General features: G+C 71.8%; 23 protein-coding genes. 10 read left to right on the top strand and 13 right to left on the bottom strand.

What is annotated here, in order from left to right:
• Positions 1-58 precede the first annotated feature (58 nt).
• Positions 59-1,441 carry an FAD-dependent oxidoreductase gene (locus O3W51_RS26335; protein WP_164294292.1) on the bottom strand — a complete coding sequence of 461 codons (1,383 nt, stop codon included), beginning with the start codon at positions 1,439-1,441 and terminating at the stop codon, positions 59-61.
• A 137-nt stretch (positions 1,442-1,578) separates the two neighbouring features.
• Between O3W51_RS26335 and O3W51_RS26330 the strand changes: the two genes are divergently transcribed.
• Positions 1,579-2,871: a DUF4032 domain-containing protein gene (locus O3W51_RS26330; protein WP_138353082.1), complete on the top strand. Its 1,293-nt coding sequence runs from the start codon at positions 1,579-1,581 to the stop codon at positions 2,869-2,871.
• A 3-nt stretch (positions 2,872-2,874) separates the two neighbouring features.
• Here O3W51_RS26330 and O3W51_RS26325 read toward each other — a convergent pair whose 3' ends face one another.
• The 6 genes from O3W51_RS26325 to O3W51_RS26300 form a co-directional block, all read right to left on the bottom strand.
• Positions 2,875-3,477: an NADAR family protein gene (locus tag O3W51_RS26325; RefSeq protein ID WP_138353081.1), complete on the bottom strand. Its 603-nt coding sequence runs from the start codon at positions 3,475-3,477 to the stop codon at positions 2,875-2,877.
• Position 3,478: 1 nt separating this feature from the next.
• Positions 3,479-4,021: an MOSC domain-containing protein gene (locus tag O3W51_RS26320; RefSeq protein ID WP_138353080.1), complete on the bottom strand. Its 543-nt coding sequence runs from the start codon at positions 4,019-4,021 to the stop codon at positions 3,479-3,481.
• 63 nt (positions 4,022-4,084) lie between these two features.
• Positions 4,085-4,270 (bottom strand): hypothetical protein, encoded by a 186-nt coding sequence (locus tag O3W51_RS26315; RefSeq protein ID WP_138353079.1) that lies wholly within the window; start codon positions 4,268-4,270, stop codon positions 4,085-4,087.
• Positions 4,271-4,350: 80 nt separating this feature from the next.
• Entirely contained in the window at positions 4,351-5,691 is a 1,341-nt protein-coding gene (locus O3W51_RS26310) for an esterase-like activity of phytase family protein (RefSeq protein ID WP_269287469.1), read from the bottom strand.
• A 129-nt stretch (positions 5,692-5,820) separates the two neighbouring features.
• On the bottom strand, positions 5,821-6,714 hold the full coding sequence (locus O3W51_RS26305; protein ID WP_164294297.1) for an ABC transporter permease: 894 nt from the start codon (positions 6,712-6,714) through the stop codon (positions 5,821-5,823).
• On the bottom strand, positions 6,711-9,350 hold the full coding sequence (locus O3W51_RS26300; protein WP_269287468.1) for an alpha/beta fold hydrolase: 2,640 nt from the start codon (positions 9,348-9,350) through the stop codon (positions 6,711-6,713). The genes O3W51_RS26305 and O3W51_RS26300 overlap by 4 nt, the downstream gene beginning before the upstream one ends.
• A gap of 187 nt (positions 9,351-9,537) precedes the next feature.
• Between O3W51_RS26300 and O3W51_RS26295 the strand changes: the two genes are divergently transcribed.
• Positions 9,538-10,023 carry a nuclear transport factor 2 family protein gene (locus O3W51_RS26295; RefSeq protein ID WP_164294298.1) on the top strand — a complete coding sequence of 162 codons (486 nt, stop codon included), beginning with the start codon at positions 9,538-9,540 and terminating at the stop codon, positions 10,021-10,023.
• Positions 10,024-10,150: 127 nt separating this feature from the next.
• Here O3W51_RS26295 and O3W51_RS26290 read toward each other — a convergent pair whose 3' ends face one another.
• Positions 10,151-10,765, bottom strand: coding sequence for an LAETG motif-containing sortase-dependent surface protein (locus tag O3W51_RS26290; RefSeq protein ID WP_269287467.1), 615 nt, complete (start codon positions 10,763-10,765; stop codon positions 10,151-10,153).
• 178 nt (positions 10,766-10,943) lie between these two features.
• Positions 10,944-12,341 carry an NADP-dependent succinic semialdehyde dehydrogenase gene (locus O3W51_RS26285; protein WP_138353074.1) on the bottom strand — a complete coding sequence of 466 codons (1,398 nt, stop codon included), beginning with the start codon at positions 12,339-12,341 and terminating at the stop codon, positions 10,944-10,946.
• Between the two features lie 146 nt (positions 12,342-12,487).
• Here O3W51_RS26285 and O3W51_RS26280 point away from each other — a divergent pair, with 146 nt between their 5' ends.
• The 3 genes from O3W51_RS26280 (at position 12,488) to O3W51_RS26270 (ending at position 15,550) form a co-directional block, all read left to right on the top strand.
• Positions 12,488-13,513 (top strand): MsnO8 family LLM class oxidoreductase, encoded by a 1,026-nt coding sequence (locus O3W51_RS26280; protein ID WP_138353073.1) that lies wholly within the window; start codon positions 12,488-12,490, stop codon positions 13,511-13,513.
• Positions 13,514-13,522: 9 nt separating this feature from the next.
• Entirely contained in the window at positions 13,523-14,383 is an 861-nt protein-coding gene (locus O3W51_RS26275; protein WP_138353072.1) for an MBL fold metallo-hydrolase, read from the top strand.
• A gap of 117 nt (positions 14,384-14,500) precedes the next feature.
• A complete protein-coding gene (locus tag O3W51_RS26270) occupies positions 14,501-15,550 on the top strand; it encodes a phosphatidylinositol-specific phospholipase C domain-containing protein (RefSeq protein ID WP_232485047.1) in 1,050 nt (349 codons plus the stop codon).
• Here the strand turns inward: O3W51_RS26270 and O3W51_RS26265 are convergent.
• On the bottom strand, positions 15,478-15,741 hold the full coding sequence (locus O3W51_RS26265; protein ID WP_138353071.1) for a hypothetical protein: 264 nt from the start codon (positions 15,739-15,741) through the stop codon (positions 15,478-15,480). The genes O3W51_RS26270 and O3W51_RS26265 overlap by 73 nt on opposite strands.
• A 33-nt stretch (positions 15,742-15,774) precedes the next feature.
• On the opposite strand from O3W51_RS26265, the gene O3W51_RS26260 reads away from it, so the two are divergent.
• Entirely contained in the window at positions 15,775-16,281 is a 507-nt protein-coding gene (locus O3W51_RS26260) for a TetR/AcrR family transcriptional regulator C-terminal domain-containing protein (protein WP_138353070.1), read from the top strand.
• 270 nt (positions 16,282-16,551) lie between these two features.
• A complete protein-coding gene (locus O3W51_RS26255; RefSeq protein WP_138353069.1) occupies positions 16,552-19,431 on the top strand; it encodes a galactose-binding domain-containing protein in 2,880 nt (959 codons plus the stop codon).
• Positions 19,432-19,498: 67 nt separating this feature from the next.
• On the opposite strand, the gene O3W51_RS26250 is transcribed toward O3W51_RS26255, so the two are convergent.
• From O3W51_RS26250 to O3W51_RS26240, 3 genes are all read right to left on the bottom strand, one after another.
• Positions 19,499-19,930, bottom strand: a complete 432-nt coding sequence (locus O3W51_RS26250) for an ATP-binding protein (protein WP_138353068.1) — start codon at positions 19,928-19,930, stop codon at positions 19,499-19,501.
• 28 nt (positions 19,931-19,958) lie between these two features.
• The gene (locus O3W51_RS26245; protein WP_138353067.1) at positions 19,959-20,324 is read right to left on the bottom strand and encodes a DUF1232 domain-containing protein; all 366 of its coding nucleotides are present in this window, start codon (positions 20,322-20,324) and stop codon (positions 19,959-19,961) included.
• A 148-nt stretch (positions 20,325-20,472) separates the two neighbouring features.
• A complete protein-coding gene (locus O3W51_RS26240) occupies positions 20,473-20,658 on the bottom strand; it encodes a hypothetical protein (protein ID WP_138353066.1) in 186 nt (61 codons plus the stop codon).
• Between the two features lie 286 nt (positions 20,659-20,944).
• Here O3W51_RS26240 and O3W51_RS26235 point away from each other — a divergent pair, with 286 nt between their 5' ends.
• The 3 genes from O3W51_RS26235 (at position 20,945) to rho (ending at position 24,626) form a co-directional block, all read left to right on the top strand.
• A complete protein-coding gene (locus O3W51_RS26235; protein ID WP_138353065.1) occupies positions 20,945-21,907 on the top strand; it encodes a YihY/virulence factor BrkB family protein in 963 nt (320 codons plus the stop codon).
• 90 nt (positions 21,908-21,997) lie between these two features.
• Positions 21,998-23,212, top strand: coding sequence for a D-alanyl-D-alanine carboxypeptidase family protein (locus tag O3W51_RS26230; protein ID WP_198357462.1), 1,215 nt, complete (start codon positions 21,998-22,000; stop codon positions 23,210-23,212).
• A 310-nt stretch (positions 23,213-23,522) separates the two neighbouring features.
• Positions 23,523-24,626: a transcription termination factor Rho gene (rho, locus tag O3W51_RS26225; protein WP_269287465.1), complete on the top strand. Its 1,104-nt coding sequence runs from the start codon at positions 23,523-23,525 to the stop codon at positions 24,624-24,626.
• The last annotated feature ends 65 nt before the right edge of the window (positions 24,627-24,691 follow it).

Here is a 24,691-nt window from a genome sequence, read left to right as displayed (position 1 = left end):
CACCGAGCCGCCCCATCGGCATCGATATATCGATACTCCAGCGCCCTCAACCAGCACCTCAGTGCCCCCGCAGTTCCGCCTCCACCTTGTCGGCGGCCTTGCGCGCCGCGACCAGCACCGGGTCCCAGACGGGAGAGAACGGCGGCGCGTATCCGAGGTCGAGCGCTGTCATCCCGTCGACGGTCATGCCCGCGGTGAGGGCGACGGCGCCGATGTCGACGCGCTTGGCCGCGCCCTCGCGTCCGACGATCTGCAGACCGAGCAGCCGCCCTGTGCGGAGTTCCGCGAGCATCTTGACCGTCATGGTCGCGGCTCCCGGGTAGTAACCGGCCCTGCTGCTGGACTCGATGACGGCGGTGACGAAGCGCAGCCCCGCGGCCCGCGCCTGCGACTCCTTCAGACCGGTGCGGGCGATCTCGACGTCGCAGACCTTGCTGACCGCGGTACCGACGACGCCGGGGAAGGTGGCGTACCCGCCGCCGATGTTGATGCCGATGACCCGTCCGTGCTTGTTCGCGTGCGTGCCCAGCGCGATGTGCTGGTGGGTGCCGGAGACCAGGTTGAGGACCTCGACGCAGTCGCCGCCGGCCCAGACGCCCTCCGCGCCGTGCACCCGCATCGCCAGGTCGGTGAGCAGCCCGTCGTGCTCGCCGAGGGCGAGGCCCGCGTCCCGGGCGAGCGCGGTGTTGGGCCGGACGCCGAGCCCGAGCACCACGACGTCGGCCGGGTACTCGGCGTCCTCGGTCGCGACCGCCCGCACCCGGCCGTCGTCCCCGGTGAGCACCTTGCGCACCTCCGCGCCGGACACCACCTCGATGCCCATGCCCTCCATCGCCGCGCGCACGAGCCGGCCCATGTCGGGGTCGAGCGTGGACATCGGCTGCTCGCCCCGGTCGACCATGGTGACCTCCAGCCCGCGGCGGATCATGGCCTCGGCCATCTCGACGCCGATGTAGCCGCCTCCGACGACCACGGCCCGCCGTGCGCCGCCGCGTTCCAGGGTGCGCAGCACGGCCTCACCGTCGTCCAGGGTCTGCACGCCGTGCACCCCGTCCGCGTCGATGCCGGGAATCCGCGGCCGGGTGGGGACGGCGCCGGTGGCGATGACGAGCTGGTCGAACCCGGTCCAGGACTCGGCGCCGCCCGCCACTTCCCGGGTGCGCACCCGCCGCCGGTCGAGGTCGATCCCGACGGCCTCGGTGCCGAGCCGCAGGTCAATCCCGCGCTCGCGGTGCTCGGCGGCGGTCCGCGCGACCAGCGCGTCCGCCCCGTCGACCTCGCCACCGATCCAGTACGGGATGCCGCAGGCCGAGTAGGACGTGTGATGACCGCGCTCGAAGGCGATGATCTCCAGGTCGTCGGGGCCCCGGCGCCGGCGTGCCTGCGAGGCGGCCGACATCCCTGTCGCGTCCCCGCCGATGACGACCAGTCGTTCCGCCATGTCTCCCACGCTCCTTGTCAGCCTCCGCGGCCACCGCGACCCGCGCCACCGCATGATCACTCAACGGAACCCGGCCCCCGAGAGTTTCCCCGACCCGCCTGTCCGGGCGCGCCGAGGCTGCCGCACACTGGTGCGTCATGGAGCTGCAGATCACCGCGACCGCGCCCGAACACCCGGCGGCCCTCCTCGACCTGCCCTGGGGCATCCCGCTGGAGGAGTGGCCCGACGAGTACCTGGTCGCCCTGCCGCGCGGCATCTCGCGCCACGTGGTGCGGTTCGCCCGCGCCGGCGACGAGGTCGTCGCGGTGAAGGAGGTCGGCGAGTGGGCCGCCGTGCGCGAGTACGGGCTGCTGCGCGATCTCGACCGGATGGCGATACCCGCGGTCGACCCGGTCGCGGTGGTGACCGGCCGCACCAACGCGGACGGGGAGCCGCTGGAGCCGGTACTGATCACCCGGCACCTCAACGGTTCGCTGCCCTACCGGTCGATGTTCGAGACGACGATGCGGCCCGGCACCGTCAGCAGGCTCCTCGACGCCCTGGCCGTGCTGCTGGTCCGGCTGCATCTGACCGGCTTCGCGTGGGGCGACTGCAGCCTCTCCAACACGCTCTTCCGGCGGGACGCCGGAGCGTACGCCGCCTATCTGGTGGACGCCGAGACCGGCCAGATCCAGCCGAAGCTGACGCGCGGGCAGCGCGAGTACGACATCGAGGTCGCCCGGGTGAACATCTCGGGCGAGCTGATGGACCTGGAGGCGGGCGGCTCGCTGCACCCGTCGGTCGACCCGGTCCTGTTCGGCCAGGCGATCGCCGACCGGTACGAGGAACTGTGGCACGAGCTGACCCGGGAGTCGGTCTATCCGGTCGGCAAGCGGCACTACATCGACCGGCGCATCCGCCGCCTGAACGAACTCGGCTTCGACGTGGCCGAGATGCAGATCCAGCGGTCGCCGGACGGCGACGCCGTCACGTTCCTCCCCAAGGTCGTCGACGCGGGCCACCACCAGCGGCAGTTGCTGCGGCTGACCGGCATGGACGCCGAGGAGAACCAGGCGCGCAGCCTCCTGAACGACCTGGAGACCTGGATGGCCTCGCAGGACGACTACACGCCGGGCGACCCGCTCGGCGCGCGTCCTGAGGTCCTCGCGCACCGCTGGGTCCGCGAGGTCTTCCGGCCGACGGTCCGGGCGGTCCCGCAGGAGCTGCGGGCCTCCCTGGACACCGCCCAGGTGTTCCACGAGCTCCTGGAGCACCGCTGGTTCCTGTCCGAGCAGGCCCAGCACGACGTGGGTCTCGACGCCGCCATCGAGGACTACGTACGCGTCGCGGCCGCCGGCCGGTCGGCGGCCGGCCATCTCGGGCCCGCCGCCACCGAGGCGGAGACCGACGACGGGAACGGTGACGGCAGCGCCCCCGTCACCGGCCCGTAGCCGTCAGGTCCGAGCGTCCGACGGGTGCGCCGGATCCGCCGCGAGCCGGGTGCGGGCCTCCATGAGCGCGAAGCCGAGCAGGTTGAGGCCGCGCCAGCGGGCCGGGTCCTGGGCGCGTTCGTCGTCGCCGGCCAGTCCGATGCCCCAGATCCGGTCGAGCGGACTGGCCTCGACGAGCACCCGCTCGTTCGTGCCGAGCAAGTAGTCGCGTAGTTCGGGGTGTTGCCCGAACTTGGCCACGCTGCCCTCGACGACGAGCTCGAAGCGCTCCCGCTGCCAGGTCGCGTCGTCGAAACCGCGCACCGAACGCCCCGCGGCCTTGGCGGCCTTGGGGTGAACGGCCGTCACGGCGGCGCGCTCCGCCTCCGCGTCGCCGAAGAGGCGGGCCTTGCCGGCCATCATCCAGTGCTCGGCGGTGGCGTACTCGACGCCGTTCACGGTGAAGGGCGACGGCCACCACTGGCTGAAGCAACCGGCGCCGACGCTGCCGTCGCGCTGCGGCTGATGGCCCCAGAAGTGGACGTACTTGACGCGCCGGCCGAGCCGGGCGTACTCGATCAGGTCCTCGACGGACCGGGCGCCGGCGGCCGTTTCCGCTTCCGCCATGTCACACACGCTCCAGCGGCCGGTGCGGGCCCTCGGGCAGTTCGACCTCGATCGGGTCGCCGGGGTGCACCTCGCCCTCGGAGAGCACGATGCCCATGATCCCTGCCCTGCGGATCAGCTCGCCCGCCTCGTCGCGGAAGACGACTTCCTTGAGCAGGCCGGTGCGGAAGTGCTCGATCTGCAGGCACGGGTTGCGCAGTCCGGTGATCTCGACGACCGCCTCCGCACCGAGCCGCAGCCGGGCGCCGACCGGCAGGCCGAGCAGGTCCAGCTGACGGGTGGTGATGTTCTCGCCCAGGTCGCCGGGGGCGACGTCGTAACCGGCGGTCCGCAGCTCGTCGAAGAGCTCGGCGTGGATCAGATGGACCTGGCGCAGGTTGGGCTGTGTCGGGTCCTGGGCAACGCGGGACCGGTGCTGGACCGTCACGCCCAAGTGGGCGTCGCCCTCCACACCGAGACCGGCGAGCAGCCGGATGCTCTCCTCGTTCGGCTTGGTGAAGTGGTGCTCCGCACTGCGGCTGACCGCCGTGACCGTCCCGCCCATGAGCCGTTGCCCCCTCGACCGGTGGATGATTCCACGATCACCCTACTCTCGGCGAGGGGCAGGTCAGCGGCCTATTTCCCGGCGGGAGATCCTCTTGAGCCGACGCCGCTGCGAGGGATCGAGCGTCAGATACGCGGCCACCGGAACACCGATGACCACCAGCAGTGCGAGCCAGAAGGGGACGCCCAGAATCAGCAGGACGATCCCTATGCCCACTCCGCCGATGGCGAGCTTCGCACGATTGGACATCTTCCCCGCCTCCGTCCGCGGCACATGCCGCGCTTGTCAGGAAGAACGCCCAGTGGTCCGTCCTGGTTCCCGGATCCGGCTCACCAGGGCAGCGGCCGGTCCAGCCGTACACGTACCAGGGTAGTCCGCACACCGCTGTCGACCAGGCGTCCGGCGGCGTCGAACGCTCCCGGGCCGTCCGTCATGCCGAAGTCGTTGTCGTTGATCAGGACGAGCGTGGAGCGGTCGACGACGGCGACTCCCTCGATCTTCTGCGGCACGCCCGGGACCGTGTTCAGGTCCACGACGAGCTTCTTGGCCAGGACCGGCACCCCGGCCGCGGCCGGGTCGGCGAGCTGCTCCAGCGAGGGCGCGGTCGCGGGGTCGTCCCAGGACCGGCCGAGGACGTTGTCCCGGCCGCGCAGCGTGACCAGCTGCAGCCGGGCCGCCTTGTCGGTGCGCTCCTCGACGAGCAGCCGGTCCCGGCCGACGGCGACGACCGAGGAGATCTTCAGCTCGGCGGGGTCGGTCTCGCTCGGGTCGACGACGTTCACCGGGTCGAAGCGGTAGACGTACTCGGCGGTGACCGCCCGGTGGCGCGGTGAGAAGCGCAGCAGGCGGGTGGTCAGCGAGGTCTCGCCCGCGGTCTTGTCCGGGTTGGACAGCGGGCTCTGCACGGCCATCACCAGGTCGCCGCCGGGCAGCAGGGTGAGCCCTTCGAAGCCGCGGTTGTCCTTGCGCTGGAGCAGGATCGCCGGAAGCGACTCGACGACCGGGTAGTCGGCACCGGTCAGCCCGAGCCCCTTGGGCACGTAGCGGACCAGCACCCGGCCCTTCGCCGAGACGTGGACCAGCGAGGGGCCGTACTCGTCGACGAGCCAGAAGGTGCCGTCGTCCGCCCGGACGATGCCCTCGGTATCGAGCCCGTTCGGGTTGTACGCCAGCGGGGTCGACGCGTCGTAGGTGAAGGGCGCCTCGTCCCGCGACGCCTGGTCCGACAGCCCGGTGACGGGCGCGCCGTGCGAGGTCGTGACGGGGATCGACGTCAGTACCTTGAGGGTGTCGCCGACGACCTTCAACTTGACGATCGCCGGGTCGAACCCCGGCACGGGGAACGTACGCCGCTTGTCCTTGCCGACCTTGATCTGGCCGTTGGGTCCCCGGTCGGTGACGGTCCAGTACTCACCAGGACGTCCCGCCGGGAAGATGTCGCTGCCGATGCCGCCGAGCTTCACCCCGCGGTCGTCCCCGACCGTGCCGGGCAGCAGGCGGTTGCTGAACGTCCCCAGCGGGATGGCGGGCAGGGTGGCGGTGCCGGTGACCCGCGCGGCCGGACGGTGCGCGGCGGGCGCGCCGTCGGCCTGGCCGGGCAGCCCGAGGGCGGCGAGCGCGGCGACCGGGATCACCACCGCCACCGGACGACGCAGAGAACGCAGAGCCATCGGACCTCCCCAGAACGCCAGTACGTCAAGCGCCCCAAGGCTCTGCGGTCCGGCCCAACACGGCCTCACGTTCCGGTGAACTCCCGCCCAGCACTGGACGAACGGCACCGCCCGCCGGGGCCCTGCCGCTCAGGACACGACGTCCTTCGTCCGGAATCCGCGGAAGGCGAGGGCGGTCAGCACCAGGGCGTAGGAGACGGAGACCGCGGCGCCCTGGATCATGCCGGACCATTCGAGGTGCGGCTGGAGGGCGTCGGCCCAGGAGTACTGCCAGTGCGCGGGGAGCAGATCGCGCCAGGAGCCGAGCGCGGTGACGGCGTCCAGGACGTTGCCGACGATGGTGAGCCCGACGGCTCCGCCGACTGCGCCGAGCGGGGCGTCGGTGATCGTCGAGAGCCAGAAGGCGAGCGCCGCGGTGACCAGCTGGCTGACGAAGATGAACGTGATGACGATGCCCAGCCGCGGCAGCGCCGTGGCGGAGGGCAGGGATCCGCCGGTGGGAATCTGCAGATCGCCCCAACCGTAGGCGACGGTGCCGGCCGCGAGGGCGACGACGGGCAGCAGGAGCATCGCCGCCGCGCTGAAGCCGAGCGCCACCAGGAACTTGCTGGTGAGCAGCCGCATCCGGGGCACCGGCGCGGCCAGCAGATAGCGCAGCGAGGACCAGCTGGCCTCCGAGGCGATGGTGTCGCCGCAGAACAGCGCCACCGGCACCACCAGCAGGAAGCCCGCAGAGACGAACAGGCAGGTGGCGGCGAAGTTGGCGCCGGAGGCGGTCGCGGTGTCGATGAGGGAGGGCCCGTTGCGGCTGTCGCTGCCGTCGGGCTGGCCGCCGATGGCGAAGGCCGCGATGAGGATGAAGGGCAGTGCGGCGAGCACCGCGCCGACCACGAGGGTGCGCCGCCGCCGCAACTGCCGCATCGCCTCCACCCGCAGCGGCAGGGTGCGCCGCGGGTGGTAGCCGGGGGCCGTGGAGGTGGCGGGAGCGGAGGCCGGGGAAGGTGCCGGGGCGGTGGCGCTCATGCGTTGCCTCCGATGAGGGTGAGGAAGGCGTCCTCCAGGCGGCGCTGCGGTCCGACCCGCGTGACCGGGACGTCCAGCCGGACGAGTTCGACGAGGAGTTGCGGGACGGTCATCCCGTCGAGGGCGATGAGCAGGCCGTCGTCGCCGCGCACCGCGCCGGACAGCCCCGGCAGCTCGGCGACCTTCTCCAGGACCCCTTCGGGCAGTTCGCCCTCGACCCCGACGAGCAGGGTGTCGGCGGAGCCGGTGATCTGCCCGACCGGGCCCGCGGTGATCAGCCGTCCGCGGTCCATCACGACGAGGTGGGTGCAGCTCTGCTCGACCTCGGCGAGCAGATGGCTGGAGACGATCACGGTGCGGCCCTCGGCCGCGTACCGGATGAGCACCTCGCGCATCTCGCGGATCTGCGGCGGGTCGAGGCCGTTGGTCGGCTCGTCCAGGATCAGCAGGTCCGGCATGCCGAGCATCGCCTGCGCGATGGCGAGCCGCTGCCGCATGCCCTGCGAGTAGGTGCGGACCGCCCGGCGCAGCGCGTCGCCGAGGCCGGCGATCTCCAGCGCCTCCTCGAAGTGCGCGTCCTGCGCGGGCCGGCCGGTGGCCTGCCAGTACAGGTCGAGGTTGGCGCGCCCCGACAGGTGCGGCAGGAAGCCCGCGCCCTCGACGAACGAACCGACCCGGGACAGCACCGGCGCACCGGGCCTGATGGCCTCGCCGAAGACCCGGATCTCGCCGCCGTCGGGACGGATCAGCCCCATCAGCATCCGCAGTGTGGTGGTCTTTCCGGCGCCGTTGGGGCCGAGGAGTCCGAGCACCTGGCCGCGTTCGACACGGAACGTCAGATCGCGGACGGCGTAGCGGTCGGCGGACTTGGCGTACTTCTTGCTCAGGTCGGTGATCTGCAGCGGTACCCCGGACAGCGCCGGGTCGGGGGCCGGGGTCCGCACCCGGCGGCGGCCGGTGAGGAGCAGCAGCGCGGCGACGACGGCCGCGCCGAGCGGCATGCCCCAGGTCCACCACGGCAGCCCGGCGGCCGCGGTGGCGACCCCGGGGGCGGTCGGCAGCGTCAGCGCGGGAGCGGTGAGCGAGACCGTGTACGTGGCGGCCGGGGCCGGTGAGGCGTAGGCGAGGTCGGTACTGGCCAGGACGAGGCGCAGCCGGTGGCCGGCCGCGAACTGGTGGTCGACGGCGGGCAGCCGCAGCTCCACGCTGCTGCCGCCGGCCGAACCGCCGACGCGTACCGGGGTGACGAGTTGCGCGGGCAGCGACTGGCGGCCGTCCGCGGAGACGTCGTAGAGCTTCGCGAAGAGGACCGCATCGTCCGCCGCGGTCCTGACGCGCACGGTGACGGTGGGCGAGCCGGTGACGCGGATCCCGGAGGCGAGCGGGGCCGAGTCGAAGTGCGCCGACTGGCCGGGGAAGTCCAGCGAGATGCCCGCGCCGAGGCTGGACAGCTGGGAGAGGCCGCCGATGCCCGGGAGCGAGGAGATCGCGGGCGGGCTGCCGCCCGCGGGGTTGGCGATGGTCTGCTCGCCGCCGGTGAGCGGGACCGTACGGGACGAGGTGCCGGCCAGGCCCGGGTAGCGGTCCGCGGTCGCGCCGCGCAACACGGCGCGGCCGTCGGTGGAGTTCACCCCGCCGGTGCGGGTCACCCGGAAGGCCGGTCCGGTGCCGGCCGAGGTGTCGCCCTTGAGGTAGTGGTCGAACCAGGCGGCGACCCGGCCGTCCACCCGGGCGGTCTCCAGGTCGCCGCCGTCGTGACCGCCGGAGATCCAGTCGACGTCGACGGGCGCGCCGTTCGCGGTGATCGCCTTCGCCATGGCGTCGGCCTGGCCGAGCGGGAAGAGCGAGTCGCTCTGGCCCTGCACGATCAGGGTCGGCACCTTGATGCGGTCCGCGACGGCGGACGGGCTGAGCTTGTCCAGCATGGCGCGGGCGTCCGCGTCGGGCTTCCCGGCGACGGCGACCCGCTGGTACATCGCGCAGACGGCCGGCGCGAAGCGTCCGCACGCCGGATCGCCGGCCCGTGCGCCGCTGGAGAAGAAGATCCCGGCCCAGAGCTTCTTGTAGACGTCGCCGGGGAAGAGCGAGTCGGCGAGGTTCCAGTAGGTGATCTGCGGGGCGATGGCGTCGATCCGCCGGTCGTACCCCGCGGCGAGCAGCGAGATCGCCCCGCCGTAGGACGCCCCGGCGACCCCGACCCGGGGGTCGCCCGCCGCGTCGAGCCGTACCTCGGGCCGCTTGGCGAGCCAGTCGACGAGCCGGCTCACATCGGCGACCTCACCGTCCGGCGCGTTGAGGCCGATGGTGCCGGTGGACTTCCCGAAGCCGCGGGCGGACCAGGTGAGTACGGCGTAGCCCCGGCGGGCCAGGTCCTCGGCCTGGTCGCGCATGTCGTCCTTGCTGCCGCCGAAGCCGTGTCCGAGCAGCACGGCGGGGCGGCGCTGCGTCCCGCCGGAGGTGAAGAACGACGTGTCGAGCCGCTCCCCCTGCCCGGGGAGCATCGCGTCCTCCTGGTGCACGGCGGTGCCGGACGAGGCGGCCGACGACGCCACCGCCCACGTTCCGGCGCCACCGAGCAGGGCGAGCACCACCGCGCCGGTGAGCAACCGCTTGCGCCGCGGCAGTCGAAGATCCATGGTCCGATCCTACGGTCGCCTCCACGGCCGGCCTCGAACCGGCCGTGGGATTCCCCGCGTATTCACAGACACCGCGGCAGTGGGCCCCGGACGGCCGCCTCCCTTGACTTCTCGAACGGCCCGTGCGATCCATGGCGGTTCCGACCGCCCAACGGCCCCTCGGGGGCCGCGAAGTACCGGGAGCCGCATGCTGACGCTCACCGAAATCTCCGACCGGCTGGAGATACAGGACCTGATGGTCGACTACTGCCACGCCGTCGACACCCGGCAATGGGACCTGCTCGACGAGGTGTTCGCCGCGGGCGCCGTCATCGACTACACCGCGACCGGCGGGCCACGCGGCACCCTCCCGGAGATCAAGGACTTCCTCGGCTCCGTGATGGGGCGGTTCCCCGCCTACCAGCACCTCCTGGGCAACGCCTCGATCCGGCTCGACGGCGACACCGCGACCGGCCGCACCATGTGCCACAACCCGCTGGTCCTGCCCGGCGACCAGGGCGCGGCGGACGGCGGGGTACTGCACTGCGGTATGTGGTACATCGACGCATTCGTCCGTGTCGGCGGCGCCTGGCGTATCGCTGAGCGCTTCCAGGAGAAGTCGTACATGCACTTCGCGCCGGCCGCGCCGGGCGGGCCCCGGCAGCCGAAGTCGTCCCGTCAGGCGGCCGGCTGACGAAGAGGCCCGACGAAAAGGCCTGATGGGAAGGCCTGACGAGAAGGGCCCGTGCTCCTGGACAGTCCAGGAGCACGGGCCCTCCGACGCGCTACGGGGATTCCGCCTGCGGGTGGGAACTGGTGGATCAGCTGTGCGAGGAGCGGCGCTTGCGGTTCATGAAGAGCAGGCCCGCACCGGCGGCCACGACGGCCGCGGCGATGCCGCCGATGATCGGCGTGGAGCTGGAACCACCGGTCTCCGCCAGGTTGGTCGGCGGGGTGGACTGGCTCGGCTTGACGACGGGCGCGCTCGACGTCGGCGTGGCCGGCGGGGTGGACGGCTTCGTGGACGGCGCCGTGGTGGGCGGAGTCTTGGGGGGGGTGGACTCGTCACCCTTGCAGGGAGCGACCGTCTTGGTCTCGTCCTTGTCGAAGTTGTGCTTGTCCGACGTGTCGCCCGCCTTGACGACGAGGTGCACGGACACGTCCTGACCGTGCTTCGCCAGGTCCAGCGTCTTGTGGAAGGAGCTCTTGAAGCTGGTCTTCGCCAGCAGGTCCTTGCCGTCCACGGTGATCGTGACGGTGTTCTCGACCTTGCTGTTGTACTGCGTGAGGTCGACGGTGACCTTGTCGCAGGTGACCGACCAGACCGGCGTGTGCGCCGATGCCGGAGTGGCGAGAACGCCCGTTCCGACGAGTGCCGCGAAACTGACGGCGGCTATCGCACCGGTACGAACCCGGCCGTGGTGCTTTATCTGCATGAATCCTCCATGAACTTCCCTTGGCGGCAGCCCCGTTCAACCGCGCGTGTGCGAGACGCGGACCCTACACCCGCCCCTCCCGCGTCCCGACACCGCCCCAGGTGTCATGTCCGCACCCGCTCAGCAGTGACCCCCGGCGCCACAGGGGCACCGGGGGTCACGGACGAACCGGCAGGCGTCAGGAGGCCGCGCTGTGCCACACCGTGGTGATGTTGCAGAACTCGCGGATGCCGTGCCCGGACAGCTCGCGTCCGTAGCCGGAGCGCTTCACCCCGCCGAACGGCATGGCCGGGTGGGAGGCGGTCATCCCGTTGAAGAAGACGCCGCCCGCCTCCAGGTCCCGTACGAAGCGCTCCTGTTCGGCTTCGTCCCGGGTCCAGACGTTGGAGCTGAGCCCGAAGGGCGTGTCGTTGGCCAGCCGCACCGCCTCGTCGAGGTCCGCGGCCTTGTAGAGGGTGGCCACCGGGCCGAACGCCTCCTCGTGATGGATGCGCATCCGCTCGGTGATCCCCGCGAGCACCGTCGGCTCGTAGAACCAGCCCGCCGCCTGTGACGCGGGACGCTGCCCGCCGCAGAGCGCCGTCGCGCCGAGCTTCTCGGCGTCGGTGACGAGTTCCTCCAGGTCGGCCCGACCCTGTTCGGTGGCGAGCGGCCCGACATCGGTGGACTCGTCCATCGGGTCGCCGATCCGCAGCGCGGCCATCGTCTCGGTGAAGAGCGCGGCGAACTCGTCGTACACGTCGGCGTGCACGATGAAGCGCTTGGCCGCGATGCAGGACTGCCCGTTGTTCTGCACCCGGGCGGTGACCGCGGTCTTCGCGGCCCGCGCGGTGTCGGCGGACGGCATGACCACGAACGGGTCGCTGCCGCCGAGTTCCAGGACCGTGTGCTTGACGACGTCACCGGCGGTCGCGGCCACCGCGCGGCCGGCCGGCTCGCTGCCGGTCAGGGTCGCCGCCACGATCCGCGGGTCGCGCAGGATCCCCTCGACGGCGCCGGATCCGATCAGCAGTGTCTGGAAGCACCCCTCGGGGAATCCCGCGCGGTGGAACAGGTCGCCCAGGTACAGCGCGGTCTGCGGAACGTTGGAGGCGTGCTTGAGCAGGCCGGTGTTGCCCGCCATCAGGGCCGGCGCGGCGAACCGGACCACCTGCCAGAGCGGGAAGTTCCACGGCATGACGGCCAGCACCACGCCCAGCGGGCGGTAGCGCACATAGGCGCGCGCGCCACCGGAGTCCTTGACGTCGGCCGGTTCCGGGTGCTCGTCGGCCAGCAGGCCCTCGGCGCGCTCCGCGTACCAGCGCATGGCCTTGGCGCACTTGGCGGCCTCCGCGCGGGCGGCGACCAGCGTCTTGCCCATCTCGGTGGTCATGGTGCGGGCGATGTCCTCGCCCTCCTCCTCCAGCAGCGCGGCCGCGCGGCGCATCAGCTCGGCGCGCTCGCCGAAGGAGGTGGTGCGGTACTGGCGGAAGGCGGCTTCGGCCAGGGCGAGCTTCTCCTCTACCCCGGCGGTCCCGAGGGCCTCGAACGTCCTGAGCGTCTCGCCCGTCGCCGGGTTCACGGTCGCGATCGGCACGGCAATGCCTCCTGGGGCTCGGCAGTCCTGATCGTTTGCCCCATTTTCGCGTATGAACCCGCATTCGGCACCGGCGCCGCGCCACCGGGGGCCGGACGGCGGATCCGGGCCGGGAATCCTCAGTGATCCACGGCGTTGAACCGAAGGTGACATCAGCACTCCGAGACACCCCGTTGTCCATCCTGGACCGGTCGCGCACCCGCCAGGGACAGAGCCACTCCCAGGCGCTGCGGGACACCGTCCGCTTCGCCCGGCAGGCCGAGACGCTCGGTTACCACCGGTTCTGGGTCTCGGAGCACCACAGTGTGCCCGGAGTGGCCGGTTCGGCACCGACCGTGCTGGCGGCGGCCGTCGCGGCCGCCACCTCGCGGATCCGGGTCGGTACGGGCGGCGTGATGCTGCCCAATCACCGGCCGCTGGTGGTGGCGGAGCAGTTCGGCGTCCTGGAGGCGCTCTTCCCCGGGCGCGTCGACATGGGCCTGGGCCGGTCGGTCGGGTTCACCGACGGCATCCGGCGGGCGCTGGGCCGCGACAAGGAGGCCGCCGAGGACTTCGGCGCGCAGCTGACGGAGCTGCTCGGCTGGTTCACCGGCGAGCAGCGGGTGCACCCCGAGGTGCACGCCTGGCCCGCCGAGGGCCTGCGGCCGCCCGCGTTCGTGCTGGCCACCGGCTCCGGGGCCGATCACGCGGCGGCGCTGGGGCTGCCGCTGGTGATCGGCGCCGTCCGCGGCGAGGACCCGATGCTGCGCGCCATCGAGCGGTACCGGGACGGTTTCCGTGCCTCCGCCTGGTCGGCGGAGCCGTACGTCGTGGTGTCCGCCGGCGCCGCGGCCGCCGCGACACCGGCGGCCGCGCGCCGGCTGCTGCTGTCCGAGGCCTGGTCGAGCGCGTACTCCCGCACCCATGGGGCCTTCCCGCCGCTCCTGCCGACGGCGGAGGTGGAGGCGCTGGACATGTCAGCGCGTGAGCGCTCGTACTTCGACGCGGCGCTGGAGGGCCAGCTCCACGGGACCGGGGACGAGGTGGCCGCGGCGCTCGGCGCTCTCGTGGGCCGCACCGGCGCCGACGAGATCCTGCTGACCACCAGTACCTTCGACCGCGCGGAACTGCTCGACTCCTTCGGCCGGCTGGCCGTGGCAGTGGGCATGGGCACCCCGGCGGGCGCCCTGTAGCGTCGCCCCATGAACGACTTCAGCGGGCCGGCCGGGCCGGGAGACCTCGACGTCCGGTGGCACGCCGGCTGGCCGTCGGCGAAGCACGACCCCGCGCCGGAGATCCAGGTGCACGCGTACGACGAGCACACGCTGATCCTGCGGCAGAACATGTCGGTGCACTTCGAGGCGCCGTTCGTCTTCCTGTTCCTCGGCGCGGACCGGGCCCTGCTGCTGGACACCGGGGCAACCGCGGACGAGCGGTACTTCCCGCTGCGCCGCACGGTCGACGCGGCGATCGACGACTGGCTGGTACGCCATCCGCGGCCGGGCTACGGGCTGCTGGTCGCCCACACGCACGGGCACGGCGACCACATCGCGGCCGACGGCCAGTTCACCGGCCGCCCGGACACCACCGTGGTGGGACCCGGCCTGGCGGACGTCATCGACTTCTTCGGCCTGACGGGCTGGCCGGACACCCGGGCCGAACTGGACCTCGGCGGCGGCCGCGTCCTGGACGTGATCCCGGGCCCCGGCCACCAGGAGGCGGCCGTCGTCCTCTACGACCGGGCCACCGGTCTGCTGCTGACCGGCGACTCCTTCTACCCGGGCATGCTCTACGTCCAGGACACCGCCGCGTTCACCGCCACCGTCGACCGGCTGCTCGACTTCTGCGCCACCCGCCCGGTGAGCCACATCCTGGGCTGCCACATCGAGATGACCACCACTCCCGGCGACGCGTATCCGCGCGGCACCACATACCAGCCGGACGAGCCACCGCTGCAGCTGACCACCGGTCAGCTGACGGCACTGCGGAAGGCTCTCACCGAGACCGGCGGCCGGCCGGGTGCGCACATCTTTGACAACTTCATCGTGGACATCACGGGTTAGCGGCGTCCTCGTTGGCCGCCGGCACCGAGTAGTTCACCTCCCGTCGTCCCGCGATCACCCTGTGGCAGTGCAACTCCCCTAACCTGCTTCCCACTTGCTCTTTATGGGAGGCGGCTCATGCGCATGTTCGGACGCACATCGGCAGCGGCGGCACTCGCCGCGGCGGCGGCACTGACCCTTCTCGTCCCGACCGGATCGCAGGCGGCGGGCACCGACACCCTCCCCTACTCCGGCAGCACCGGGGTGGGTGTGCACAACGCGTACGACAAGGCCAAGTACCCGTACTTCGCCGACGCGCTGGACTCCGGTGCCGCGCTGCTGGAACTGGACGTCTGGACCAATGCGCTGGGCGGCGCGAAGTTCCGGGTCTCGCACAGCAACCCCTTCGGCAACGACAACAACTGCGAGAACGCCGCCAACGCCTCCCAGCTGCGCGTCAAGCCGGTCAACCAGAGCTTCGAGGGCTGCCTCGCCGACATCAAGGCGTGGAGCGACGCGCACCCCGGACACGCCCCGGTGCTGCTCAAGGTGGAGATGAAGGACGGCTTCAACGACAAGGGCGGCCTGGGCCCCGACGAGTTCGACGCCCTGGTGGGCAGCAAGCTCGGCAACACCCTGTACCGCCCGGCGGACCTGGTGGGCGGGCACGGCACCCTCGACGCGGCGGCGCTCGCGGGCGCCTGGCCGACGCGGGCGGCGCTGGCGGGCAAGTTCCTCGTCGACCTGATACCCGGCACCGTCGAGGAGAGCAACCCCTTCGACAGCCTGTGGACCGACAAGGAGTACGCGACCCGGCTGCGGAACCTCGCCGCAGCCGGAACGCTGCCCCAGGCGGCCGCCTTCCCCGCCGTGCACGGCGCCGCGGCGGCCGACCCGCGGACCTCCCGCTACCCGGACGCGACGCTCCGTCCGTGGTTCGTGTTCTTCGACGGTGACGCCGCCGCCTATGTGGACGGCGGGATCGACACCGCCTGGTACGACAGCCGGCACTACATCGTGGTGATGACGGACGTGAACAAGGTGGCGCCCGCCATCGACGGCACCCATCCGACGGAGGCCGAGGCGAGGGCCAAGGCCGCTCAGGTCGCCGCGCGTCACGGCAGCCTGGTGACCGCCGACTGGTACGCGCTGCCGTCCGTACTCTCCTCGGTGTACCCGCGCGGCTGACCCGCTTCCGGATCCGCCACGGTGGTGGGCGACGCGGCCGGCACGTCCCGCAGCGCGTACAGCGCGAGGACGGCCGCCGCGGCGCACACCACCGCGGCGCCGACGGCGGCGGCGTGCAGTCCGCCGACGAACGCGTCGCGCGCCGCGCCCAGTACGGCGTCACCGGTCCGGCCGGGCAGCTGCGCGGCCACCGCCTGGGCGCTGCCCAGGGTCTCGCGGACGCTGTGCTCGTCGTGCTGATGGCCGACGAGGCGGCCGGCCGGGGCGAACTGCCCGAGCCGGGACCGTCCGGCTGGCGGGACCGGCTGGAGCAGGGCACCCGGCTGCAGTGGGAGATGTACCGCCGCCACCCGTGGCTGGCGCAGGTGATGTCGACGACCAGGCCACCGCTGGTGCCCAACGCGATGGCCGTCGTCGAGTGGTCCATGCGCGCACTGGACCACCTCGATCCGGCCGACATGATCCATGTGGCGGTCACGATGGTGAACTACGCCCGGGGCACCGCGGTGAACCTGGAGGCCGAGGCGGAGGCCGAGCACGCCACCGGGATCACCAGCCAGCAGTATCTGGACGCCAACGACGCGGCGATGCAGGCCATCGTGGCGTCGGGCCGGTTCCCCACGTACTCCTCCCTCGCCGGGCGCCACGACCTGGAGATCAGCCTCGACACGATCTTCGAGTTCGGGCTGCGCCGCCTGCTCGACGGCATCGAGGTCTTCGTCACCCGATAACGGGTCCCCACCGCCGCGGAAACGGCTGTCGCAGCGCGTGCTTCCGACCTCCGGGTCTCCCGCGCTGCCCTTCAACGCCCTTTTGTGCCATGGGTCTAGCTCTTCCTTGCAATCGATCGTCGCAATATTGCGCTGACTTATGGACTTGCTGCAGGGGTGCTCGTAGTCTCTCCCACGCCCGGCCGAAACCCCCACGACACGTGCCCGAAGCGCAGCCGCAACGCGCGCCTCCCGCCCCCCACCTTCGACCTGCAAGGACGTGCCTCTGTGATGCATGCACCCCCAAGTCCCCGCCTCAGGCGCAGTACCACCGCGATCGTCTCCCTCGTCGTCAGCGCGGCCGCCGCGCTGACCGGGGTGGGCCTCGCCACCGCGCCCGCCGCGCACGCGGCGGGCGTCGCCGCGCTGTCGCCCCTGGATGTTCCGAACCGTGGCGCGGTCGTGCCGTTCAAGGAGCAGGAGGCGGAGTACGCCGCCACCAACGGCACGGTGATCGGGCCGGACCGGCTGTACGGCAATCTGCCGTCCGAGGCGCAGGGCCGGCAGGCCGTCACGCTGAACGCGGTCGGGCAGTACGTCGAGTTCACACTGAGCGCCCCCGCGAACGCCATGTCGTTCCGCTACAGCCTGCCCGACACGTCGAACGGCGCCGGGCGGGACGCGGCCATCGACCTGAAGGTCAACGGCTCCACGCTGAAGAGCGTGCCGGTGACCTCCAAGTACAGCTGGTACTACGGCGGCTACCCGTTCAACAACAACCCGGGCGACACCAACCCGCACCACTTCTACGACGAGACCCGGACCCTGCTCGGCTCGACGCTGCCGGCCGGGACGAAGATCCGGCTGCAGGTGGCCTCGACCGCCGCCTCCCCCACCTTCACCATCGACCTGGCCGACTTCGAGCAGGTCGCGGCCCCGATAGCCAAGCCGGCCGGCGCGCTCGACGTGGTCGCCGACTTCGGCGCGGACCCGACCGGCGCCGCCGACTCCACCGCCAAGTTCCAGGCCGCGGTCAACGCCGGCCAGGCCCAGGGCAGGACCGTCTACATCCCGCAGGGCAACTTCACGCTCTACGACCACGTGGTCGTCGACGGGGTCACCCTGGCCGGCGCGGGGCCGTGGTACAGCGTGCTCGGCGGGCGCGACCCGGTGAACCGCAACCGCGCCGCGGGCATCTACGGCAAGTACGTCCCCGGCGGCGGCTACACCGGCGGGGTGCGGCCGCAGGAGGCCAACGGGCCGAGCCGGAACGTCACCCTCAAGGACTTCGCCATCATCGGCGACATCCGCGAGCGCTCGGACGACGACCAGGTCAACGCCCTCGGCGGCGCGATGTCCAACTCCGTGGTCGACAACCTGTGGATCCAGCACACCAAGGTCGGTGCCTGGATGGACGGCCCGATGGACAACTTCACCATCAAGAACAGCCGCATCCTGGACCAGACCGCGGACGGCGTGAACTTCCACACCGGGGTGACCAACTCCACCGTCACCAACACCTTCCTGCGCAACCTCGGTGACGACGGGCTGGCGTCCTGGCCGGAGCGGGTCGCGAACGTCGGCGACTCCTTCACCCACAACACGGTGATCCTGCCGATCCTGGCGAACAACATCGTCACCTACGGCGGCAAGAACTTCACGATCTCCGACAACGTGATGGCGGACACCATCTCCAACGGCGGCGGCCTGCACATCGCCAACCGCTACCCAGGGGTCACGTCCGGGAACGGCACCGCCGTCGCGGGCACCATCACCGCGGCCCGCAACACCCTGATCAGAACCGGCAACAGCGACTTCAACTGGAACTTCGGAGTCGGCGCGATCTGGTTCGACGGTCTCAACGAGGCCATCAGCGGCGCGGTCATCAACATCACCGACACCGACATCCTGGACAGCTCCTACGAGGCGATCCAGACCATCGAGGGCGGCGTCAGCGGCGTCAACTTCACCAACATCAACATCGACGGCGCCGGGACCTATGCCATCCAGGCCCAGGTGCAGGCCACCATGAAGTTCACCAATGTCACGGCCAAGCACATCGGCCAGGCGGCCACCCCGATCCACAACTGCGTCGGCCCGAGCTTCGTGATCGTCGACGGCGGCGGGAACTCGGGCTGGAACACCGGTTCCACCTGCACCGGCAACTGGCCCGCCCCGATCTGGACCAACGGCGGCATCCCGTCGGACCCCTCGAACCCGCCGACCACCCCGCCCACGACGCCGCCGACCACTCCCCCGACCACCCCGCCGGCCTGCGTCCCGGGCACCGGCAACCTCGCGCAGGGCAAGCCCGTCACCGCCACCAGCGCCAACGGCAGCTACAGTGCGGCGAACGCCGTCGACGGCAACGCCGGCAGCTACTGGGAGAGCAACAACAACGCGTTCCCGCAGTCGCTGACCGTCGACCTCTGCGCGGCCACCGGCGTCGACAGCGTGACGTTCAAGCTGCCGCCGGGCTGGGAGTCGCGCTCGCAGAACATCGCGGTCCTCGGCTCCGCCGACGGAACGAACTTCAGCCAGCTGGCCGCGCCGAAGGCGTACGCCTTCGACCCGGGCGCTGCGAACACCGTCACCGCCGGCTTCACCGCGGCGAATGTGCGCTATGTCCGGGTGACCGTCTCGGCCAACACCGGCTGGCCGGCCGCCCAGCTCTCCGAGCTGGAGGTCCGCCTCACCGGTACGCCGCCGACGACTCCGCCCACCACTCCCCCGACCACCCCGCCGGCCAACAGCAACCTGGCCGCGGGCAAGAACATCAGCGCCACCAGCAGCAATGACGTCTACGCGGCCCGCAACGCCAACGACGGGAACTCGGCCAGCTACTGGGAGAGCGCGAGCAACGCCTTCCCGCAGTCGGTGACCGTCGACCTGGGTGCTGCGACCGCGGCCGGCCGGATCGTCCTCAAGCTCCCGCCGCCGTCGGCCTGGGCCACCCGCACGCAGACCCTGAGCGTGCTCGGCAGCGCCGACAACTCCTCGTGGAGCACCCTCAAGGGCCCCGCGGGCTACACCTTCAACCCGGCGAGCGGCAACAGCGCGAGCATCACGCTGCCCGCCGGAACCACCACCCGCTATCTGCGGCTGACGTTCACGGCGAACACCGGCTGGCCCGCGGGCCAGCTCTCCGAGTTCGAGGTGTACGCGTCCTGATCCCCGCTCCACCGGCCCGGCCGGCAACCAGCACCACGCCGGCCGGGCCTCCGCGCGTCACGTCACTTCAGGCCGGCCGGTCCACGTCCAGGCGGGCGGTGACGCGCTTGCCGCCGTGGACGCGCTCGGCGGTGACCTGCCGGCACAGCCGGCGGACGATCTCCATCCCGTGACCGCCGATCCGCAGCGGGTCGGGCTCGAACCGCCGGGGCAGCTGGGAGCTGGTGTCCCAGACCGTGATCTCGACGGCGCCGCCGCAGTAGCTCAGCTCCATCTCGTACGGCCCGGGGGCGTAGCGTCCGGCGTTGGTCACCAGCTCGCTCACGACCAGCAGGATCTCCTCGGCACGCTCACCGGGCACGGGGGCGGCGCGGTCCGGGGCGAGGTCGTCGAGGAACGCGGCGGCCGTGTCGCGGGCGGCCGCGATGCTGCCGTCTCTGCCCGAGTAGCGGACCGATCGCCGCAGAGGCTCCGTCACGGTGGTGAGTACATCCAGCATGTGGGGTGAGCCCCTTCTGCCTCGCCGGTCACGTGCTCGTTCTCTTCGCCCTCTGCCCCAGCGGCGGTGTTCCATGCGTGGCGGGAGCCGCCGGGCGGTCGCCGTCCGGCTCGCCCGGGCCGATGCCCGCCCGGCGGGCCGCGCTCTCCAGGGCGCGCACGGCCAGCCACAGCACGCCGATGTCGTCGATCAGGATCGGGTCGGGCAGCAGATCGACCGGGCAGACGAGATAGGCGATGGCTCCCCAGAACATCGCCTTCCCGGTCAGCGGAACATGGGCGGCCACCAGCAGCCGGCGTACCCGGACCAGGCGCACGGCCAGCCGTACGGCGATGACCAGCATGACCACGACGGCCAGTGCCGCCAGGGTCCATACCAGGGTGGTGTCGCTCATCCGGTCCTCCAGTCGGCGGGCCGGCCCGGCGGGCGCCCGTCCGGAGTCTTGTACCCGCTCCGGCCGCGCCACTCGCCGGTGGCCACCTCAGTGTTCCCCGGACATCCGTCCGCGGCTTTCTCCGCCCGTCCGCCCGCGGCGTCCGCGGTCAGCGGCGGCGCCGGCGGCGGCTGGGGACGGACCATCCGGAGCCGAGTCCCGCCAGGTGGAGGGCGACCAGCACGAGCCCCACGAGCTGGAGGCTACCGGGTGCGAATACGATGTCCGTCGAGGTTTCGGTCGCGTTGATGATGAAGGCGACCGCGAAGACGACGGCCGCGGCGATGGCGAGCATCCGGACTTCCTTTCCCAAGCTTTTTTGAGCCTCCCGAGCACACCGGAGGTTCACACGATGTCCACAACTGATCGGTCATCCCTGCGTCTTGCCCGCATTCGGCCCTTCAACCGCCGGATGCCCGGCAACCGTGTCCGGCTCCGGGTCGGGCTGGACCGGCCGTTCCCGGGTATCCGACCGGCAGACCGGCACACCGCCGACTCCGTACCGTTCAGCGAGCACCGTCTCGACGGGCACCGTTCCACCGGGCAGCATCCGCTGCACACCGTTCCACCGAGGAGCCGGAATGATCGACGAGCAGGCCGTACTGGCCCTGGGGCCCACCGGCCGCGAGCCCGCGGCGGTCGCCCGGGCGACCGGACGCCGGCGGCTGATCCTGACGGCGCTGCGCGGCGCGGCCGTCGCCGCCTGGGACGAGGACGCCTCCGAGCGGGCCGCGGCGCTCACGTACTACGCCATGCTCGCCCTGTTCCCCACCCTCCTGGTGACGGTCTCGGTGATCGGCCTGGCCGGGACCGCCTCGACCAGCGATCTCATCGCCCAGGTCACAGCGGTGGTGCCGGCCGAGTCGCGGCAGCTCGTCGCGGGCACCATGAAGGACATGGCACAGGAGCACTCGGCGGCGTGGTTCCTGGCGGCCAGCGGCACGGTGGCGGCGATGTGGTCCGCCTCCAGCTATCTCGCCGTCTTCCGGCGGGCGCTGCACTCGATGTACGGCGTGACCGACCACCGGCCGGCCTGGCGGACCGCGCCGCGCATCGTCATCACCGCGCTGGTGCTGCTCACCCTGCTGGTCTGCAGCGCGGTCACCCTGATGGCGACGGGTCAGCTGGCCCGTCGTGCCGGACAGGTGCTGGGGATGGACGAGGCGGCGGTGACCAGCTGGAACGTGGTGAAGTGGCCGCTGCTGCTGTGTCTGGCGACGGTTCTGGTCCTGATCCTGTTCCGCTCGGGACCCGCCAGGTTCCGGCCCCTGCGCGCGATGGCGCCGGGCGGTGCGCTGGCCGTCGTGCTGTGGCTGCTCTCCTCGGTGGGGTTCGCCCTCTACGTCTCCGTCTTCGGGACGTACAACCGGCTGTACGGGTCGCTGGCCGGGACCGTCGTGTTCCTGGTCTGGCTGTGGGTGTCCCACATCGCGCTGCTCGTCGGCGCGCATTTCAACGCCGAGCTGGCCAAGGGGCGCAGCGCCCGGGCGGTCTCCGACGACCGGTCAGATCCGCTGTCCGAACAGGTTTCTGAGGGCGCGTAACCCGCCGGGGTTCCTCCGTCCGGCCGCTTGCTCCACCGTATGGAGCAGGTCACCGCGCAGAACGGGCGAAAGCGTTCCTACCGTGAACCCATGACTGTTTCCGGTCCTGCCCGCACACCGTCCCTCCGGTCCCGCGCGGCGGTTCTCACCGCCGTCTGTCTGACCGTCAGCTGCCCGGCCGCCCCGGCGTTCGCCCACGGTGACGACGGCCACGGACCCGGCCGCACCGTCATCGGCGGCGCGACGCTGGCGCGGCCGGGGGTGCACGTCCTGCCGAAGTCCGGCTCGCCCGCGCTGCCCGCCGGCCTGTCGGCCCTGTCCTGGCTGGTGGCCGACGCGCGCACCGGTCAGGTGCTCGCGGCCAAGGACGCGCACCGCGCGCTGCCGCCGGCCAGCACCCTCAAAACCCTCTTCGCCGTCACCGTCCTGCCGCGCTTCGCGCAGGAGACCACCCACACCGTGACCGAGGACGAGCTGTCCGGTATCGGAGCGGGCAGCAGCCGGGTCGGGGTGCAGGCGGGGCAGACGTACACGGTGGCCGACCTGTGGCGCGGGGTGTTCCTCAGCTCGGGCAACGACGCGGTCCATGTACTCGCCCGGATGAACGGTTCGGTGCCCCTGACGGTCTCCCAGATGCAGGCCAAGGCGCGGATGCTCGGCGCCGACGACACCGAGGTGGTCTCGCCCGACGGGTACGACGCCCCCGGCCAGGTCTCGTCGGCCTACGACCTGACGCTCTTCGCCCGTGCCGGACTCGCCACCCCGTACTTCGCCGGCTACACCTCCACCGCCACCGCGATGTTCCCGGGCGGCACCGACTCCAGGGGCAGGGAGGTGCCGCCGTTCCAGATCCAGAACACCAACCGCCTGCTGACCGGGGCCGACGGTGTGGGGACGTACCCGGGGATCATCGGGGTGAAGAACGGCTACACCACGAACGCGGGCAACACCCTGATCGCCGCCGCCCAGCGCGGTGACCGCACGCTGATCGCCACGGTGATGAACCCGCAGTCCGGGGTCGCACAGGCCGTGTACAAGGAGGCCCGCGCCCTGCTGGACTGGGGCTTCGAGGCCGCCGGGGTGAACGGCTCGGTCGGCACGCTGAACACCGTCACCCGCGCCGTGCCCGCCTCGGCGCCGCGCCGGCCGGCGGCCGCCGCGCTGGCACCGGTGATGACCACCGCTCCCGCCTCGGAATCCGCCTCGCTCCGGAACGGCTGGACCTGGTCCGCCGCCGCGGGCGCCCTGGTGGCGGCCGCCGCCGGTACCGTTTTCGCCCGCCGCCGGTACCTCCGCTCGCGCTGACCGCGACAGGCCGGAAAGAGCGGTGGAAGGCTGTTCCCGACGGCCTTCCGACGGCTTTCCGGCGGAATTCCCCCGGCCACCCGAAGCGGCGTGCTACAGTGCGAACAGCACTTGAGTACGCCGCTTCTCGGCGCCGGTGCTTGTTCCACTCCCCGCCGTGGCGAATTCCGTCCTTCTGGACCGGCCGCCCGGCAGTGAATCTCCTTCCTTCTCCCTCGCGGGTCGGCAAGCCAGTGGTGCGTGACACGTCCGCACCCTCACTCCGCCCCCGCCGGGACCCTTCTTTGGCATGTCCGTGAAAGGACCCAGCATGACCACCACACTCGAACACCCCCCTGCCAGAACCACCCGCACCACCCTCCCGACGCCGGTCACCGGCGTCCTCGACATCGTCGGCAACCAGGGCTTCCTGCGCACCGGCGGTTACCACCCGACGCCCGACGACCCGCAGGTGACAACGGCTCAGATCCGCAAGTACGGCCTGCGCAAGGGTGACCTCGTCGAAGGCACCGCCGACCGGCCGCGTGCCCTCGGCACCGTCGAACGGATCAACGGCCGCGAAGCCGGTGCTCCCGGCGTCCGCCCGCACTTCGGTGATCTCACCCCCGTCCACCCGCGTGAGCGGCTGCGGCTGGAGACCTCGCCCAGCGCCCTCACCACCCGGCTCGTCGACCTCGTCGCACCGGTCGGCAAGGGCCAGCGCGGGCTCATCGTGGCCCCGCCCAAGACCGGCAAGACCCTGCTCCTGCAGAGCCTGGCCAACTCCGTCGCCGTCAACCACCCCGATGCCCACCTCATGGTCGTCCTCCTGGACGAACGCCCCGAGGAGGTCACCGACATGCGCCGGTCAGTGCGCGGCGAGGTGCTCGCCTCGACGTTCGACCGCCCGGCCAAGGAGCACATCGCCCTCGCCGAACTGGCCGTCGAACGCGCCAAGCGCCTCGTCGAGCTCGGCCAGGACGTGGTGATACTCCTCGACTCGATCACCCGGCTGTGCCGCGCCCACAACAACGCGGCGCCCGGCAACGGCCGCACCCTCAGCGGCGGTGTCGACTCCGCCGCGGTGCAGGCGCCCAAGCGGCTCTTCGGCGCCGCGCGCTGCGCCGAAGAGGGCGGCTCCCTGACCATCCTCGCGACCGCGCTCGTCGACACCGGCTCCCGGGCCGACGACTACTTCTTCGAGGAGCTGAAGGGCACCGGCAACATGGAACTGCGGCTGGACCGCTCGCTCGCCGAGAAGCGGATCTTCCCGGCCATCGACGTGACCCCGTCCGGCACCCGGCGCGAGGAGCTGCTGCTGCCCGCCGCCGAGCTGGCGGCCGTGCGCGGCCTGCGCCGGGCCCTGCAGTCCAGTACTACAGGGGCGGTTGGAGAGCTCGTAGGCGTCGTTGCGCGTAGTGGATCCGTTTGCTGATGGTTTGGTGGGTTCTGCGCCACATGGATTGGGCGAAGACGAGCGCGGAGGGGTGGCGCACATGC

The organism is Streptomyces sp. H39-C1 (genome assembly GCF_027158125.1).
Taxonomy (GTDB): domain Bacteria; phylum Actinomycetota; class Actinomycetes; order Streptomycetales; family Streptomycetaceae; genus Actinacidiphila; species Actinacidiphila fildesensis.
This window is presented reverse-complemented; position numbering and strand designations above follow the sequence as displayed.

Excerpts from the sequence above, each read along its gene's own strand:
- O3W51_RS26335 (WP_164294292.1), bottom strand. The coding sequence starts at position 1,441 with ATGGCGGAACGACTGGTCGTCATCGGCGGGGACGCGACAGGGATGTCG.
- O3W51_RS26330 (WP_138353082.1), top strand. The coding sequence starts at position 1,579 with ATGGAGCTGCAGATCACCGCGACCGCGCCCGAACACCCGGCGGCCCTC.
- O3W51_RS26325 (WP_138353081.1), bottom strand. The coding sequence starts at position 3,477 with ATGGCGGAAGCGGAAACGGCCGCCGGCGCCCGGTCCGTCGAGGACCTG.
- O3W51_RS26320 (WP_138353080.1), bottom strand. The coding sequence starts at position 4,021 with ATGGGCGGGACGGTCACGGCGGTCAGCCGCAGTGCGGAGCACCACTTC.
- O3W51_RS26315 (WP_138353079.1), bottom strand. The coding sequence starts at position 4,270 with ATGTCCAATCGTGCGAAGCTCGCCATCGGCGGAGTGGGCATAGGGATC.
- O3W51_RS26310 (WP_269287469.1), bottom strand. The coding sequence starts at position 5,691 with ATGGCTCTGCGTTCTCTGCGTCGTCCGGTGGCGGTGGTGATCCCGGTC.
- O3W51_RS26305 (WP_164294297.1), bottom strand. The coding sequence starts at position 6,714 with ATGAGCGCCACCGCCCCGGCACCTTCCCCGGCCTCCGCTCCCGCCACC.
- O3W51_RS26300 (WP_269287468.1), bottom strand. The coding sequence starts at position 9,350 with ATGGATCTTCGACTGCCGCGGCGCAAGCGGTTGCTCACCGGCGCGGTG.
- O3W51_RS26295 (WP_164294298.1), top strand. The coding sequence starts at position 9,538 with ATGCTGACGCTCACCGAAATCTCCGACCGGCTGGAGATACAGGACCTG.
- O3W51_RS26290 (WP_269287467.1), bottom strand. The coding sequence starts at position 10,765 with ATGCAGATAAAGCACCACGGCCGGGTTCGTACCGGTGCGATAGCCGCC.
- O3W51_RS26275 (WP_138353072.1), top strand. The coding sequence starts at position 13,523 with ATGAACGACTTCAGCGGGCCGGCCGGGCCGGGAGACCTCGACGTCCGG.
- O3W51_RS26270 (WP_232485047.1), top strand. The coding sequence starts at position 14,501 with ATGCGCATGTTCGGACGCACATCGGCAGCGGCGGCACTCGCCGCGGCG.
- O3W51_RS26255 (WP_138353069.1), top strand. The coding sequence starts at position 16,552 with ATGCATGCACCCCCAAGTCCCCGCCTCAGGCGCAGTACCACCGCGATC.
- O3W51_RS26250 (WP_138353068.1), bottom strand. The coding sequence starts at position 19,930 with ATGCTGGATGTACTCACCACCGTGACGGAGCCTCTGCGGCGATCGGTC.
- O3W51_RS26245 (WP_138353067.1), bottom strand. The coding sequence starts at position 20,324 with ATGAGCGACACCACCCTGGTATGGACCCTGGCGGCACTGGCCGTCGTG.
- O3W51_RS26240 (WP_138353066.1), bottom strand. The coding sequence starts at position 20,658 with ATGCTCGCCATCGCCGCGGCCGTCGTCTTCGCGGTCGCCTTCATCATC.
- O3W51_RS26235 (WP_138353065.1), top strand. The coding sequence starts at position 20,945 with ATGATCGACGAGCAGGCCGTACTGGCCCTGGGGCCCACCGGCCGCGAG.
- O3W51_RS26230 (WP_198357462.1), top strand. The coding sequence starts at position 21,998 with ATGACTGTTTCCGGTCCTGCCCGCACACCGTCCCTCCGGTCCCGCGCG.
- rho (WP_269287465.1), top strand. The coding sequence starts at position 23,523 with ATGACCACCACACTCGAACACCCCCCTGCCAGAACCACCCGCACCACC.